Raw genomic sequence first — 14,222 nt, 5'->3', positions numbered from 1 at the left:
CCACAGAGCCGCGTCGCCGCCACGCGCACGCCCGGCCGGGCCGGTCACGGACCGGGCCCCGGTGGTGCGTCTCACACCGTCCGGCCGCACCGTCGCGCGGTGCCTCCCTAGACTGGGGCGCCAGGAACCCGGATCCCACGAACAGGGCGGCGATGGCTGAACAGCACAGGCGGGGCGGGCGTGCCCGATGGCTGGTGCTGCCGGTCGCGGCGCTCGCCGGATGGGGATGCGCCCATTACCTGGGGTGGTCGTCGGAAGCGGGGAGCCCCGCGCACACATCGTCGCCCCCGGCGTCCGTGGCCCTCTCCGCCAAACCGTCGCCGAGCCCGTCGACGCAGGGCGGCGCCTACGATCCCGCCGACTACGCGCCCCAGGTCCGTACGTACGCCAAGAAGGCGGGCGTCAGCGCCCGGCTGCTCATGGCGATCCTCTACAACGAGGACTACAAGCCGCACGACCCCGCCTTCGAGCGCAGCTGGCAGAAGTACAAGCCCGACGCCGCCTTCGGCATAGCGAACATGCACCGGGCCGCCTTCGACCAGACCAAGCGCGGCCGGGACTTCGCCGCCCGGAAGTGGGAGGAGCTGCCCGACGACCGCGCGCTCGCGGTGGAGGCGGCCGCCTGGTATCTGCACGACATGTCCGCGCAGCTCCCCGCACACTGGACGGGACCGTACTCGCGCGAGGAACTGATGGCGCTCGGGTACAACGCGGGCGGCGGCAACATGGCGGCGTTCGCGCGGGGCGGGAAGCCGGGCAGCCAGGCCGCCGACTATCTGGCGCGGTTGCGCGGAAACTGGGACAAGGCCGCGAAGGCCGTCGGGCAGCCCGCCTAGCGCGGCCGGATCGGCCGGCGCGGCCGGATCGGTCGGATCGGCGGGCTCGACCGCTGCGGGGTCGAGAGGCGGGCCAGTCCCCCTTCGCGGGTCAGTCCGCCTTCAACTCCGGTGGGTAGAGGAAGTAGTTGGCAGCCGACGCCGCCTGGGCGCCCTCGTGGACCGCCGAGGTCACCTGGTGCGAGTGGAGGGCGGTGAGGTCGCCCGCCGCGTACACCCCGGTTACGGACGTCTTCTGTTCGGTGTCGACGGCGACGTACCCCGACGGCGCCAGCTCCACGCCGAGTTGGCGGGCGAGGGCCGTCTCGGGTGTGGCGCCCTGGATGGAGAAGAGCGAGTCCAGCGGGAGGCGCAGGCCGCCCCGTGTGTGGATCGCCGTCAACTGGCCGTCGGCGCCCTCGGGTTCGGCGATCCGGTCGTGCACCACCTCGATGCCTGCCGCGGCGAGCCGGGCCCGGAACGTGGGGGTGATCTCGTCGTGGGCGCTGTTGGTCAGGAGCCGCACCCGGTCGGTGAGGCTGTGCAGCTGCATCGCCTCGCCGGCCGCCGCGTCGGTGTGCCCGACGACGAGGATGGAGCGGCCCCGGTTCTCGTAGCCGTCGCAGGTGATGCACCAGAACATGGAGCGGCCGACGTACGACTCCCAGTGCGGGAAGTGCGGGAAGTGGTCGAGGACGCCGGTGGCGAGGACCAGGGTGCGGGCCCGCCAGGTCAGGTCCTGTGCGTGCAGGGTGAAGCCGCGCCCGGCGTCGCCCTCGACGGCGGTGACCCGGTGGTGCGCGATCCGGGCGCCGGGGTAGCGGGCGAGCTGTTCGGTGCCGAGTTTGCGCAGGTCGATGGTGGGGATGCCGCCGGGGAAGCCCAGGTAGTTGTGGTTGACCTGGTGGTGGGTGGACCGGCCGTGGCCGGTGTCGAAGACCAGCACCTCGCGGTTGTAGCGCGCCAGGTACAGGGCGGCGGACAGGCCCGCGGGGCCGCCGCCCACGACGGCCGCGTCGACCGGGGCCACCGCGTTCATCCCCGGCTCCGCTTCAGCTCGTAGAAGCCGGGCGTGGCCGCCATCATGGTCAGGCCGTGCCACAGCCGTACCGCGTCCTCGCCGCGCGGCACCGGTGTCACCACCGGCCCGAAGAAGGCGACCTGGCCGGTGCCCGGGGGGCCGTCGAGGGCGAGCACGGGGGTGCCGACATCATCGCCCGCGAGGGTCACGGCCGCCTTGTGGGAGATGAGCAGCGCCTCCTCGTGGGCGTGCGAGGTCAGCGCGTCGGCGAGGCGCGTGGGCAGGCCGCACTCGCGCAGCGCCGTCTCGACGGTGGACCGGTCCTGCGGCAGGCCCCGCTCGTGGAAGCGGGTGCCGAGCGAGGTGTAGAGCGGGCCGAGCACCTCGTCGCCGTGTTCGGCGCGGGCCGCCGCGCACACCCGGGCCGGGCCGCGGGCCTCGGCGAGCATCTGCCGGTAGGCGCGCGGCAGCCTGGGGTTGTCCTGGAGGACGGCCAGGCTCATCACATGCCAGCGCACGGTCACCGGGCGCTGGCGGCGCACTTCGAGGAGCCAGCGCGATGTCTGCCACGACCAGGGGCAGATCGGGTCGAACCAGAAGTCGACGTCCGTCGAGTCGTTCATGCCGCTGCCTCCAGTCCGACGCCGCGCACCAGCGCGAGCACCACATCACCGAGTTGTCGTACGGTCGCCGCGTCCGGCCCCCCGGCGGTGAACCGGAGTCCCGGCCCGTCGCCGCAGGCACGCGCGGTGAACCAACTGCCGTTCTCCAAGCGGACGGTGAGGCCGTCCGCCCGGTCGAGGCGGACGTCGCCGCCCGTGTACGCGGCCTCGATGGCGGCGAGCGCCGCCGCCGGGTCGGCCGTCTCGACACCGGTCGCGCAGGCTGGCCCGCCGAACGCGGTGGGCGCCGTGGGCCGTCCCTCGTGGGCGGTCACCGGGCCGTGGCGGCCCGGTGCCTCATGTGGTGTGCTCATGCTTCCCCTTCGTCCTCAAGGTTCCCGCCCGTGTGCGGGGCGGTCGCGGCGCTCAGCCCGCCGGGGCGCCCGATCGCGAGTCCGCGGACCGCGGCCACCGGGATGGCGAGCCACTCGGGCCGGTTGCGCGCCTCGTACAGGGCCTCGTACACCGCCTTGTCGGCCTCGAAGGCGCGCAGCAGCACGGGCCGCACCCGTGGGTCGGCGCCGCCCGCCTCGGCGTAGCCGGCGCAGAACGCCCGCCGGTTGTGGACGGCCCACGCCGAGGCACGGCGGGCGAGACGGATGCCCCGCGGATCCCGGCCGGGCCCCTCACCGGGCTGATCACCGGACCCCTCACCGGGCTGCTCACCGGGCTGCTCACCGGCCCCCTCACCTGGCGGGGCGCCGAGGACCTCGGCGAGCGCGTGGTGGGCGGCGTAGTCGAAGGAGCGGAGCATCGCGGCGACGTCGCGCAGCGCGGGCTGCGGGCGGCGCCGCTCCTCGGGCGGGCGGCCCGGTTCGCCCTCGAAGTCGATGAGCACCCAGCCCGGCTCGCCGCGCAGCACCTGCCCCAGGTGGAGGTCGCCATGGACGCGCTGGACGGCGAGGCCCTTGCCCGCGGCATCGGCGAGGTCGCGGTAGAGCTCGCGCAGCTGCCGGGCGTACGGCAACAGGGCGGGCACCTCGGCGAGCGCCGTCGCAAGGCGTACGTCCAGGGTGTCGGCGAGCCGTGCGGCGCCGTCCGCGGTGAGGATCTCGGTACCGAGCTGGGCGGCGAGCGCGGCGTGCACCTCGGCGGTGGCACGGCCGAGCGCGCGGGACTCCTCGGTGAACCCGTCGAGCGCCGGGACGCTGTGGTACGCGCCGGTCAGGCAGGCGCGGGCCTCGGCCACGGCGAGCGCCCAGCCGTCGCCGCGCGAGGGCACGAACTCCTGGAGGATGCCGAGGACGATCTCGCCGTCCAGAGCGCCGGGCGCGGTGCGCAGCCAGCCCAGCGGCGCGGCGCTCGGCACGTTGCCGGCCCGGCGCAGGGCGCCCAGGAGCTCCAGTTCGGGGCTCGGCCCGTGCACCAGGTGGCGCAGCACTTTGAAGATCATGCGGTCGCCGAAGGCGACGGAGGTGTTGGACTGTTCCGCGCCGAGCAGCCGGGCGGGCAGCCCGGCCGGGATGTCGGCGCCGGGCATACGGTGGAACTCCACGGCCGCGTCGGAGCGTTCGGCGCCGAGCAGCTCGATGAGCCGGCCCATCAGCTCGGGGTCGGCGGTCGCGTCGTACAGGACGCGGGGCGCGCTCGCGGTGCCGTGGCCGATCGCCGCGGCGGCGAGGTGGCCGGGCAGCTCGGTGCGTACGCCGACCAGGAGCTGGTACCAGTCGTCGGGTCCTGTCCTGACGACGGTGTGGACGAGGGCGGCCTCGCCCGGCCACAGCACGTCGACGAGGACCGGCTCGGCCTCGACCAGGGCGTGGTCCTTGCCGGCGAACCAGCGCTGGGCGCCGATCCAGGAGGGCAGCAGCCGGCGCAGGTCTGCGGCGACCCGCTCGGCCTCGGTCAACTCCGCTGCCGGTATCGCCGGTTGGGTGGTGGTCATGCGGCGCTTGCCTCCATGGTCCGCCGGTCGGGGACGGCCCGTACCGGCTGCGGGGCGGTGAGCACCCGGATGGCGTGGGCGAGCGACACCATCGTCATGTGGTGGTGCCAGCCGCGGAAGGACCGCCCCTCGAAGTCGCGCAGGCCCAGCGGGTCGCCGTACGTGGCGAGATCGCGCTCGACGCGGCGGCTGAGCATCGCGGTGCGGTAGACGGTGCCCAGCTGCGACTGGGGCATGTTGGTGAGCCAGAACTCGTCGGGCGCCGGACGCCCGGCCGTCGTCCACGCGCCGAGCAGCAGCAACTCCTGGCTTTCGGTGGGCGCTTGACGGTCGCGCAGCCGGGCCCGGGTGGCGCCGACGGAGGTGGCGCGCAGCGTGTCGGTGGTGTGGTCGAGCCATTCCACGGGCATCTGGTGCCGGCTGAGCGTGGCGGTGAGGCCGGCCGGCGCGGTGCGGTGGGCTCCCCAGTCGAGCGCGGTGTGCGAGGAGGCGGGGCTGACCCGGACCACGAACGGAACCTGACGCGACGTCAACTCGGCGCAGACCGGGGACGGGTCGGTCTCCCGCAGGTCCATCACCACCGGGCGGCTGTGCAGGCTCCACTCGTCGGCCATGGCCGCCAGCGAACCGATGGCGCACTGCTCGGGCGGGCAGGCGCCCACGTCGTCGGGGATGGAGGCCCGCTCCCGCATGCCGGGCTCGTCGGTCCAGCACTCCGGCAGCACCAGACGCCAGTCCACGGGGCAGCTGACACGGTCGGAAGCCAGCCAAACGCCCGTTGCCTGTTGACAGTTGACTACTCGTCCGTACTGCGAGACGAACTGGCGCTCCACGCCCACCGAATGGCGCCCCACTTTGGTAATCACCAGCGGCTGGACGACCCATGCACGCGGCTGCGCAAGGCCCTGGAAAAGGCGGGCCAGTTCGCGGCGTACCGGCATCGCGTCCCACGGCGATTTGCTGATGAACTGGTAGAGACTCTGCTCCACGCTGCCCCGCCCGTTTCCGGCGAGTGCGCGCATCGTCTTCTTCCCGCCGACCGAGAGCAGGCCGCGTACGTACAAGTCGCCCCAGCGCCGCTGATCGGCGCGCGGAATGGAGGCGAGTGCCCGGCCGAGGAACTCGGTGACGATCTCCGGGGAAATCTCGTCGGGCAATTTCTGCTCAGGTACGGCGGCTACCACGGCTATTACCCAGCCCTCTCCACGGGAATTCGGGGATCGTCGAGGCCACGGACACAGGTAGAGAAGGCTCTACAGCCTCGGTGCGGAGACCGGGGCCGGTGGCCGCGGCGGAGGTGCCCGCCGGGCCGGGCCGGCCCCGGTCCCTGGCCCGCCGGCACGGGGGATTGGCCGGTGGGCAGGGGGGACGGGGCGGAACGGTCGGGGACCGCCCTCGTCGTATCGGTGACCGGGAGACGTGCCGCCCGGTCGGGGTGGGCCGCCGGCGGGACGCGCCGGTCGGATGGACGGCCCGGCGCGCGGCTGCGCCGGCCGGGGTCGGGCGGCCCGGTGTCCAAGCACCCGGCCGGGGTCGGGCGACCCGGTGTTCGAGCGCCGGCCGGGGTCAGGCGACCCGGTGCTCGAGCACGCGGTCGGGGGCGAGGTGGCCGAACAGGGCCGGCCAGTCGTCCGGGGCGATGCCCGGCTCGCTGTATATCTCGAAGGTGCGGCCCGCGGCCTGCGGGGTGCGCAGTGCCTGGACGCAGGCCTCGGCCACCGAGGCGCGCGCGACCCAGCCGTAGCCGCGGTCGTTCTGCTCCAGGCGGACCCGCTTGCCCACCGACTGGTCGTCGGTGAGCCAGCTCGGCCGGACCACGGTGTAGGGGAGACCTGACTCCCGTACCGCGTCCTCGCCGCGCAGCCGCCAGTCCAGCAGCCGGCCGTAGGCGTTCATCGGGTGTTCCCTGCGGGTCACGAAGATCTGGCTGATCAGCACGAAGTGCGGACGTCCGCCCTGTTCCGCGGCGGCCGCGAGGGCGTTGCGGACACCGTCGTGGACGGTGGACTCGGGCGAGTCGGGACCGGTGTCGGCGGTGCCCGGCTCCACGCCGAAGACGATGGCGGAGCAGCCGTGCAGCGCGTCCGCGAGGGTGGCGGCGTGCCGCACGTCCGCGCGGTGCACCTCCACCTGGCGGGGCAGCGGTGCGGCGCCCCGCTCGGGGTCGCGGCTGACCACCCGGACCCGGGCGCCCAGTTCGTGCAGCCGCCGGGTCACCAGAGCGCCGGTCCTGCCCGCGCCTCCGATCACCGCGATGGGACCGTGCGGGGCAATGGGGCCGTGCATGCTTCTCCTCTCCCGTGGCCGGGCGGCCGGCGTCGCCTCACGCCCAGCGCAGAATGTCGTCGGAGTTGCGCAGTTCCGTGTCGGCGGGCACCCCGGTGAGCGAGGGCACCCGCAGACGCGGGTAGACGGTGATGCCGCTGAAGCGGAGGCCGGGCCAGAGCACGGCCCCGTCGCCGATGGCGGCGTGGTTCTCCAGGCGGGCCGGCCGGCCGCGTTCGGAGTGGACCTCGGCCATGGGGCCGACATAGCTGTCCGAGACGTCGGCGTACGCGCCGATCACCGCGGACTCGCCGACGGCGGACCTGGTGAGGGTGGCCCCCTCGCGGACCTCGGCCCCGTCGCCGATGTCCGCGTGTTCCAGGCGCACCCCGTACCCGATCTCCACGTCGCGGCCGATGCGGACGCCGGGTCCGATGAGCACGGTCCCCTCGTCGAGCTTCTGCGCGAGGGTGGTGCCGGTCAGGTCGTCCTTGGTCCGCAGGCTGCTGGGATGGATCCAGCGCCGCGTTCCGGGCGCCTCCGGATCGGGTGCGTCCATCAGCCGGTTCATCTGTTCGTACGCGCCGTCGAGCACCAGCTGGACCGTCTCCAGATAGTCCGGCACGTTCCCGAGGTCACCGAGGCGTCCGATGGTGTGCGCCGCGACCGGGTGGCCGCGCTCGACCAGCCAGGGCAACAGATCGCCGCCCCAGTCGAGCCGTTGGTGGGACTGCCGGAAGAGCTCAGGCTCCCGGGCGAGCAGCCGCAGCCGTCCGCAGTCGACCAGGTACATGCCGGCATTGGTGGGCAGCGTGGTGCGCGGGTCGGTGCCCGTCGCAGGGAAGAGCTCGTGCAGTTCGGCGGTGTCCGGCTTCTCCACGAAGCCCTGGACCAGGCCGTCGTTCCCGGTCCGCATGACGCCGTACTTGGCCGCGATCTCCTGCGCGGTGCGGGCCACCGATGCGACCGTCACCAGGGCGTCGCACGCCTCGTGCGCCGCGGTCATCGCCCCGAGATCGAATTCGAAGAGCGAGTCGACGGGCAGCACCAGGGCGCGGCCCTGAAGATCCCACTGTTCCAGGTTGTGCAAGGTGGCTCCGGCGGAGCCGACGTTGTAGCGGTCGAAGCGCGATCGCGAGTAGCTGATCTCGACGCCGTAGCGTTCTCCGTGGCCGAGGAGGAGCTTGATCTGATCGCGGTTCTCCAGGCCGTGGGTCACGATGTAGAAACGGCGGATTCCCTGTTCGCGACAGGCTTCAAGTACCCATTCGATAAGGCTGCGTCCGACGAAGGGAATGAGCGCCTTGCTGCGAATGTAGTCCGCCGACTTGAGGGTGATGGGCTTGGCCCGCTCTCCCCTGCCGCCGGCGAGGATGATGCCGACTGTTTCCTGATCCGTACTCATTTCGTCCCCGTCCGGCCCTTGCGGGATCAGGTCCAGTTGGAGTCGTCCTCGGTGTTCACGCCGCTGGGCGCGCCGGCGTGAATTGCGGTCCAGTTCGAGTCGTCGGTCGTTGCGCCGCCGCTTTTCTGGGCGACGGAACCAAGGGCGGTGCCCGAAACCTGGGCACTGAAAGCAAGGGCGAGAGCCAGTGCGAGACCGGCGGTAATTCTCTGAACCATCGTCTGGTTGAAGTTCATGATTGCCTCCCCTATGGCTGAAAGACCTACCAGGTCTTCCGTCAGACGAAGCATGCCGCAGAAAAACCCCCTGGCCCGGTTTTCGCTAGCATCGTGATTGCGCAATGCAGAAACAAGAAGGGGAGGCACATGTGTAGAAACCCGGACATCAAGCCACAAGCCACTGTGATACGACCCTGTGATTGGGGGCTCGAGCGGTACCGGGAGGCACTCGCCAAGGGTCCGATTGGTGGTGAAATTCCCGAATGCCTCCTCGAGTTGGGGCTGTTGCGGCCATTGGCTGAAACACCGGCCCTGTGGGCGGCGATCCCGCCGGACATCGCCACCAGCGAGCTGGTGCGCCCCATGGAGCGCGCCGTCCTGGTCCAGCAGCACACCATCGCGGCCATCCAGGAGGCGGTCTCGCACGCGGAGGACGTCTACCGCGAGGAGCACCGGGAGTCCGCGACCCCGCTCCGGCTGCTCCAGGGCGCCGACGTCATCAGCTCCGCGCTGCTCCAGGCGCGGGACGACTGCGTCTCGGAGATGCTGACCGCGCAGCCGGGGGGCTCGCGCGACCCGGAGGCGCTCGCGCGCACCCTCCCGCAGGAGATCGCGATGTCCCGGCGCGGCGTCAAGCAGCGCACCCTCTACCAGCACACCGTGCGCGCGCACGGCCCCACGCTCGCCTACATCGAGCAGGTCAGCTCGGAGGGCGCCGAAGTACGTACCCTCAACGAGCTGTTCGACCGGCTGATCGTCTTCGACCGGCGCGTCGCGCTGATCCCCGACCCCCGCCACGAACTCAAGACCACGGCGCTCCTGATCGAGCACCCGGCGGTCGTGCAGTACCTGGTGAAGGTCTTCGACCATGCCTGGGCGCGCGCCGAGCCGGTCAGCAGGACCGCCGAGCAGGTGCGGCCGCGCCTGATGACCGACGAGACCCGGCGCACGGTGCTCCGGCTCATGGTGGAGGGACACACGGACGCGGTCATCGGCACCCGGATCGGCATCAGCACCCGTACGGTCTCCACCCACATCAAGAAGGCGTCGGAGCTGCTCGGTGGCCGCAGCCGCGCCCATCTCGCCTATCTCCTGGCCCAGTCGGAGATATTGGAGGACGGCCCGGCACGGCAGGGACCGGCCTCCTGAACCTCACCTCGCGGCCCCACCGGCCGCGAGTGCCGGCCGCGCGGCCCCGCCAGGCCCGCGAGCCTCAGCCGCGCGGCCCCGCCAGGCCCGCGGCCTCCAGCACGGCGGTCACCTCCGCCGCGCCGGTCCGCCCGCCGTGGCCGAGCGGAACCCCCACGACCTCGCACCCCGGAAGCAGCGCGGCCAGCTCCTGCGCGAGGCCGCCGTCGGGCGCGTACCCGCCGACCACCACGAGCCGGCTGTGCCGGGCCGCGACACGCTCCGCGGCCGCGGCGAGCGGTGCCCCGCTCAGATAGACCAGATGCGCGTGGCCGAGCATGGGCGCGGCGCGCCGGGCGGCGAGCGCCAGCGCGGTGCCCGTCTCGCCCGCCGACACCAGACACGGCCACGGGGGCGCGCCCTCGGACTCCCAGTTCACCATCGGCAGTCCCGGCCCCTCCCGGGGCAGTGAGACGTAGCGGGTGCCGCGGCCGATGCGGATGTAGTGGGGCCGGCCCAGCTGGGCGGCGACGCGCACCACGGCGCGGGTCTCGGCCTCTCCGTACGGGGAGGCGAGGATGAGGCCCGGAACCCGGCGCAGCGCGGCGAAGTCGAGGGGTGCGCCCTCGTACGGGGCGATCACGGTGGCGCCGGCGGAGAGGTAGCCGATGGTCAGGTCCAGGTTCTCGGTCTCCCGGTGCGGTGCGAAGGTGCTGACGAACGGCCGGAATCCGGCGACCGCGAGCCCCTTGGCCATCCCCACCATCGCCACCTCGACGCTGCCGAGCCGGAAGAACCGGTCGGGGCGGGCCGCCTCGAAGGGGTGGCCCTCGACGCCGTCGGGTCCGGCTTCGAGACAGACCACGCGTTCGTCGTGCGCCGCGACCCTGGTCAGCTCGGAGCGGTAGGCCTCCAGGCCGGTGAGCGGCCGCGCGCGCTCCGCCGGCCGCCCGTCGGACGGCGGCTTGTCGCCCCCCGGCGCCATCGCGTCCACCACATCACTCACCATTGCAAACGCCCCCGTGCCGGTCGAGACGGAGCTCCGGCGGCACCACCCTGCCCTTTGAGTCAGGCCCCAAGGAAGGTGCCGTGGCGACTACTTACCGCACCCGGGCGGTGACCCGCTCACCTTTTACCCCCTTTGAACTGGGGTTTTACCTAGCGAGATGTGGTTGACGCAATCGGTGCGCGACCCCTAGGTTTCCCCAACGGTCGAGCGATTCAGGCCATCGTGGGGATCGGGGAGGACCAGGTGCAGGGCACGAGCGACACCGTGGAGTACGACAGCCTGTTCCATCTGCTGCAACTTCTCGCCGATCAGGCGCCGTTGCGCAGCTTCGACGAGCCTCTCGCGCGGGCGCGGGCCGAGGGCGCCGAACCCGCCCATATCGCCCTCCTGGAGCGGGCCCGCGCGCTCGCCCTCGATGTACAGGAGGGGTTCGCGCGGGGCCGGCAGCGCGCGGCGGGACTGTCCGAACTCGTCGATCTGGCCAAGGAATTGGCGCTGCCGCACGATCTCGACGCGCTGCTCCACCTGGTCGCCCGACGGTCCCGGCTGCTGCTCGGCCTCGACACCGCCTGGGTGAGCGTGCGCGATCCCGGCCAGGGCTGGTTCGCCGTGTGCGCGTCCGACGGTCACACCGCGCCGTTCGCACGTGCGTATCCCCACCCTGCGCACGAAGGCGCGGGCAACGCGGCGATCGCCCGGGGCGGCCCCTTCTGGACGCCCGACTACCTCGCCGACGACCGGTTCGCGCATCACGGCGGCGCCGACGACATGGTCCGCGCCGAGGGGCTGCGCGCTCTGGTGGCGGTGCCGTTGCGGTGTGCCGAGAACGAGAGCACGCTCGGCGTCCTGTACGTCGCCCACCGCACGGTGCGCTCCTTCAGCCCGTGCGAGATCAGCCTCATGTCCTCGCTCGCCGACCTCACCGCCGCCGCCATCGCCCGGACGCGCCGTCTCGACCGGGTCCGCCGTGAGGTGGGCGAGCTGGAGTTCGTCACCTCGCGGGCGATGGAGTTCGGCTCGTCCGCGCACCGCCTCCTCGATGTGCAGAGCCGGCTGACCGACCTGGCCCTGCGCGGGGTCCCGCCGCACGAGCTGGCCGAGCGGGCCGCGGCCGAGCTGGGCGGCGCGCTGATCATCCGGGACGCGGGGGGCGCGGTGCTCGCCTCGGTGGGCGACTTCCCCGACGTCACCGACGTGGAGCTGGAGCGCGGCGCGCTGGACGCGCACGCCGCCCGCGCCCCCATCGCCTCCGCCGCCGGACTCTGGTTCTGCCCGGCCATGGCGGGCGACGAAATCCTCGGCACCCTCGTCGTCGCGCCGCGCGAAGCGGTGGCGAGCGGCCAGGAGCCGATGATGCGGGTGCTCGCGCAGCCCGTCTCGGTGCTGCTGCGGATGCACGGCGGTGCGGCGCTCACCGAGCACCGGCTGCGCGACGAGCTCTTCCACGAACTGCTCGGCGGCTCGACGCTCTCCGCGGACCGGCTCAGCGACCGGGCCCGCTGGCTCGGCATCGACCTCGCCGCCCCGTACGTCGTGGTGGTGGCCAGGCCGCAGGGCGGCGGCGCGCGCGAGCAGGCCGCGCGGTGGGCGGCGGGCCATGTGCGGCGCCACGCGGGGCTTCGCCTGGCCGACGGGGACGGCGTGGTGATGCTGCTGCCCGGCGGTGATCCGGCGGCCGCCGCGGGCCAGGCCCGCGACCAGCTGACCGCGGTGCTCGGGCGGCCGGTCTCGGTCGGCGCGGCGGGCCCGGCCACCGGGCCCTCCGCGGTGGCCGCGACCCACCGGGAGGCGCGGCGCTGCCTGGACGCGGTGGTCGCGCTCGGCGACAACGGCGGCATCGGCTCGCCGCGCGAACTGGGCTTCCTCGGGCTGCTGCTCGCCGAACAGCCCGACGCCGCCGCGTTCATCTCGGCCACCGTCGGGCCGCTGCTCGATTACGACGCCCACCAGGCGACGGCGCTCGTCGCCACCCTGGAGGCGTACTTCGGCACGGGCGGCAGCCCGACGCGGGCCGCGGAGATCCTGCACGTCCACGCCAACACCGTCTCGCGCCGTCTGGAACGGATCACCGAGCTGCTCGGGCCGGGCTGGCAGGAACCGGTACGGGCGGTCGAGGTCCAGCTGGCGCTCCGGCTGCACCGGGCCCGGCACGCGATCCGCGACCGGGGTGTACGCAAGGCCGCGTCCGCGACCCGGCCACGCCCCCACGCCTGACGCTCCGTCAGCTCCACTTCGGTAGCGTCGCGTTGGGAACCCCGCGGTCGTGCACTCCACTCCCGCTGCCGTACGGCCCGGGGCCCCTTCCCACCGCCCGCGCCGCACGGCAGCGGCCCCCACGCACCGGCCCGCACGCCCGGGGCGCACCCCCTGCCGGGCGCGCGAGGGCGGCCCGAGCCGACCTTCGACCTCAGGAAGTGCCGATGAATCCGCAGCCGACCCGCGAAACCCCGCCCACTGGTGAAACCCCGCCGACGCGCGAGACCCCGAGGCCCGGCGAAGCCCCGGCGACGCGCGAGATTCCGCGCACTGGTGAAGCCCCGCCCACTGGTGAAACCCCGCAGAGCGGCAGGGTTTCGCAGGCCCAGCCGACCCCGTCCGCCGCACGCCTGCGCGTCGACCTCCTGACCAAGGAGTACCCGCCGGAGGTCTACGGCGGCGCGGGCGTCCATGTCGCCGAGCTGTCCCGCGAGTTGCGCGGCCTGACCGACCTGCGGGTGCAGTGCTTCGGCGCGCCCCGCGCGGCGGACGGCGTGCTCGCCCACGCCGAGCCCGCGCTCGGCGAGAACGCCAACCCGGTCCTCGCCACCCTTGCCGTCAACGTGACGATGGCGGCCGCCGCGGCCGGCGCCGAGCTGGTGCACAGCCACACCTGGTACGCCAACGGCGCGGGCCGCCTCGCCCAGCAGCTGTACGGCATCCCGCATGTGGTGACCACCCACAGCCTGGAGCCGCTGCGCCCCTGGAAGGCCGAGCAGCTCGGCGGCGGCTACGCGCTGTCCTGCCTGGTGGAGCGCTCCGCCCTGGAGTCGGCCGACGCGCTGATCGCCGTCTCGCACGGGATGCGCGAGGACATCCTGCGGGTCTACCCGGACATCGACCCCGGCCGGGTGCACGTCGTGCACAACGGCATCGACACCGGCGTCCACCGCCCCGACCACGCCACCACGGCCCTGGAGCGGTACGGGATCGACCCCGACCGCCCGATCGTTCTGTTCGTCGGGCGCGTCACCCGGCAGAAGGGTCTGCCCCACCTGCTCAGAGCCGCTTTCGCCCTAGACCCGGCCGCCCAGCTGGTGCTGTGCTGCGGACAGCCCGACACCCCGGCGATCGCCGCCGAAACAGCGTCCCTGGTCGAGGAGTTGAGCCGGGCCAGGGACGGAGTCGTACGCATCGACGGCATGCTCGACGCCGAGTCGCTGCGTCAACTGCTCACCCACGCCTCGGTGTTCGTGTGCCCGTCCCTGTACGAGCCGATGGGCATCGTCAATCTGGAGGCGATGGCCTGCCACACGGCGGTCGTGGCGACCGCCACCGGTGGCATCCCCGAGGTGGTCGCCGACGGCGAGACCGGTCTGCTCGTCCCCATCGAGCAGGAGCAGGACGGCACCGGAACCCCGCTCGACCCCAAGCGGTTCGCGTCGGACCTCGCGGACGCGGTCAACCGGCTGCTCGCCGACCCGGCGCTCGCCGCGCGCCTCGGCGACGCGGGCCGGGCGCGGGCCGAGGAGCACTTCGGCTGGGACCGGGCGGCCCGCCGCACCCTGGCCCTGTACGAACGGGCCCTCGGCCGCGCCTGACCGGGCGGCCGCCCGGC

The 14,222-nt window shown here is 73.4% G+C and carries 13 protein-coding genes; 4 read left to right on the top strand and 9 right to left on the bottom strand.

Going from position 1 to position 14,222, the window contains the following annotated elements:
* Positions 1 to 152: 152 nt before the first annotated feature.
* On the top strand, positions 153 to 836 hold the full coding sequence (locus tag AB0D31_RS22425) for a transglycosylase SLT domain-containing protein (RefSeq protein ID WP_362725854.1): 684 nt from the start codon (positions 153 to 155) through the stop codon (positions 834 to 836).
* A 91-nt stretch (positions 837 to 927) separates the two neighbouring features.
* Here AB0D31_RS22425 and AB0D31_RS22420 read toward each other — a convergent pair whose 3' ends face one another.
* The 8 genes from AB0D31_RS22420 to AB0D31_RS22385 all read right to left on the bottom strand — a co-directional run bounded on the left by AB0D31_RS22420 (position 928) and on the right by AB0D31_RS22385 (position 8,289).
* Positions 928 to 1,854 (bottom strand): NAD(P)/FAD-dependent oxidoreductase, encoded by a 927-nt coding sequence (locus AB0D31_RS22420; RefSeq protein ID WP_362725851.1) that lies wholly within the window; start codon positions 1,852 to 1,854, stop codon positions 928 to 930.
* Entirely contained in the window at positions 1,851 to 2,459 is a 609-nt protein-coding gene (locus AB0D31_RS22415) for a DsbA family protein (RefSeq protein ID WP_362725848.1), read from the bottom strand. Before AB0D31_RS22415 ends, AB0D31_RS22420 begins: the two co-directional genes overlap by 4 nt.
* Positions 2,456 to 2,812: a hypothetical protein gene (locus tag AB0D31_RS22410; protein WP_362725845.1), complete on the bottom strand. Its 357-nt coding sequence runs from the start codon at positions 2,810 to 2,812 to the stop codon at positions 2,456 to 2,458. Before AB0D31_RS22410 ends, AB0D31_RS22415 begins: the two co-directional genes overlap by 4 nt.
* Positions 2,809 to 4,383, bottom strand: a complete 1,575-nt coding sequence (locus tag AB0D31_RS22405) for a phosphotransferase (RefSeq protein WP_362725842.1) — start codon at positions 4,381 to 4,383, stop codon at positions 2,809 to 2,811. The genes AB0D31_RS22410 and AB0D31_RS22405 overlap by 4 nt, the downstream gene beginning before the upstream one ends.
* The gene (locus AB0D31_RS22400; RefSeq protein ID WP_362725839.1) at positions 4,380 to 5,540 is read right to left on the bottom strand and encodes a transposase; all 1,161 of its coding nucleotides are present in this window, start codon (positions 5,538 to 5,540) and stop codon (positions 4,380 to 4,382) included. The genes AB0D31_RS22405 and AB0D31_RS22400 overlap by 4 nt, the downstream gene beginning before the upstream one ends.
* 409 nt (positions 5,541 to 5,949) lie before the next feature.
* Positions 5,950 to 6,669, bottom strand: a complete 720-nt coding sequence (locus AB0D31_RS22395; protein WP_362725836.1) for an SDR family oxidoreductase — start codon at positions 6,667 to 6,669, stop codon at positions 5,950 to 5,952.
* Positions 6,670 to 6,706: 37 nt separating this feature from the next.
* On the bottom strand, positions 6,707 to 8,053 hold the full coding sequence (locus AB0D31_RS22390) for an NDP-sugar synthase (RefSeq protein ID WP_362725833.1): 1,347 nt from the start codon (positions 8,051 to 8,053) through the stop codon (positions 6,707 to 6,709).
* Positions 8,054 to 8,079: 26 nt separating this feature from the next.
* On the bottom strand, positions 8,080 to 8,289 hold the full coding sequence (locus tag AB0D31_RS22385; RefSeq protein ID WP_362725830.1) for a hypothetical protein: 210 nt from the start codon (positions 8,287 to 8,289) through the stop codon (positions 8,080 to 8,082).
* Positions 8,290 to 8,565: 276 nt separating this feature from the next.
* On the opposite strand from AB0D31_RS22385, the gene AB0D31_RS22380 reads away from it, so the two are divergent.
* Positions 8,566 to 9,420 carry a LuxR C-terminal-related transcriptional regulator gene (locus AB0D31_RS22380; RefSeq protein WP_362725827.1) on the top strand — a complete coding sequence of 285 codons (855 nt, stop codon included), beginning with the start codon at positions 8,566 to 8,568 and terminating at the stop codon, positions 9,418 to 9,420.
* Between the two features lie 64 nt (positions 9,421 to 9,484).
* Here AB0D31_RS22380 and AB0D31_RS22375 read toward each other — a convergent pair whose 3' ends face one another.
* Positions 9,485 to 10,408: a transketolase gene (locus AB0D31_RS22375; RefSeq protein WP_362725824.1), complete on the bottom strand. Its 924-nt coding sequence runs from the start codon at positions 10,406 to 10,408 to the stop codon at positions 9,485 to 9,487.
* A 222-nt stretch (positions 10,409 to 10,630) separates the two neighbouring features.
* Between AB0D31_RS22375 and AB0D31_RS22370 the strand changes: the two genes are divergently transcribed.
* Together AB0D31_RS22370 and glgA are read left to right on the top strand one after the other, a co-directional pair.
* Complete coding sequence (locus tag AB0D31_RS22370; protein ID WP_362725821.1) at positions 10,631 to 12,622, top strand: helix-turn-helix domain-containing protein; 1,992 nt, start codon at positions 10,631 to 10,633, stop codon at positions 12,620 to 12,622.
* A 392-nt stretch (positions 12,623 to 13,014) separates the two neighbouring features.
* On the top strand, positions 13,015 to 14,205 hold the full coding sequence (gene glgA / locus AB0D31_RS22365) for a glycogen synthase (protein WP_362725859.1): 1,191 nt from the start codon (positions 13,015 to 13,017) through the stop codon (positions 14,203 to 14,205).
* Positions 14,206 to 14,222 lie beyond the last annotated feature (17 nt).

The sequence above is a fragment of the Streptomyces sp. NPDC048361 genome (assembly GCF_040651795.1).
GTDB lineage: Bacteria > Actinomycetota > Actinomycetes > Streptomycetales > Streptomycetaceae > Streptomyces.
Note: the sequence above shows the minus strand (reverse complement) of the source record. Positions and strands in the feature narration are given on the sequence as shown.

Coding starts and splice junctions, on each gene's coding strand:
- AB0D31_RS22425 (WP_362725854.1), top strand. CDS start 153: ATGGCTGAACAGCACAGGCGGGGCGGGCGTGCCCGATGGCTGGTGCTG.
- AB0D31_RS22420 (WP_362725851.1), bottom strand. CDS start 1,854: ATGAACGCGGTGGCCCCGGTCGACGCGGCCGTCGTGGGCGGCGGCCCC.
- AB0D31_RS22415 (WP_362725848.1), bottom strand. CDS start 2,459: ATGAACGACTCGACGGACGTCGACTTCTGGTTCGACCCGATCTGCCCC.
- AB0D31_RS22410 (WP_362725845.1), bottom strand. CDS start 2,812: ATGAGCACACCACATGAGGCACCGGGCCGCCACGGCCCGGTGACCGCC.
- AB0D31_RS22405 (WP_362725842.1), bottom strand. CDS start 4,383: ATGACCACCACCCAACCGGCGATACCGGCAGCGGAGTTGACCGAGGCC.
- AB0D31_RS22395 (WP_362725836.1), bottom strand. CDS start 6,669: ATGCACGGCCCCATTGCCCCGCACGGTCCCATCGCGGTGATCGGAGGC.
- AB0D31_RS22390 (WP_362725833.1), bottom strand. CDS start 8,053: ATGAGTACGGATCAGGAAACAGTCGGCATCATCCTCGCCGGCGGCAGG.
- AB0D31_RS22385 (WP_362725830.1), bottom strand. CDS start 8,289: ATGAACTTCAACCAGACGATGGTTCAGAGAATTACCGCCGGTCTCGCA.
- AB0D31_RS22375 (WP_362725824.1), bottom strand. CDS start 10,408: ATGGTGAGTGATGTGGTGGACGCGATGGCGCCGGGGGGCGACAAGCCG.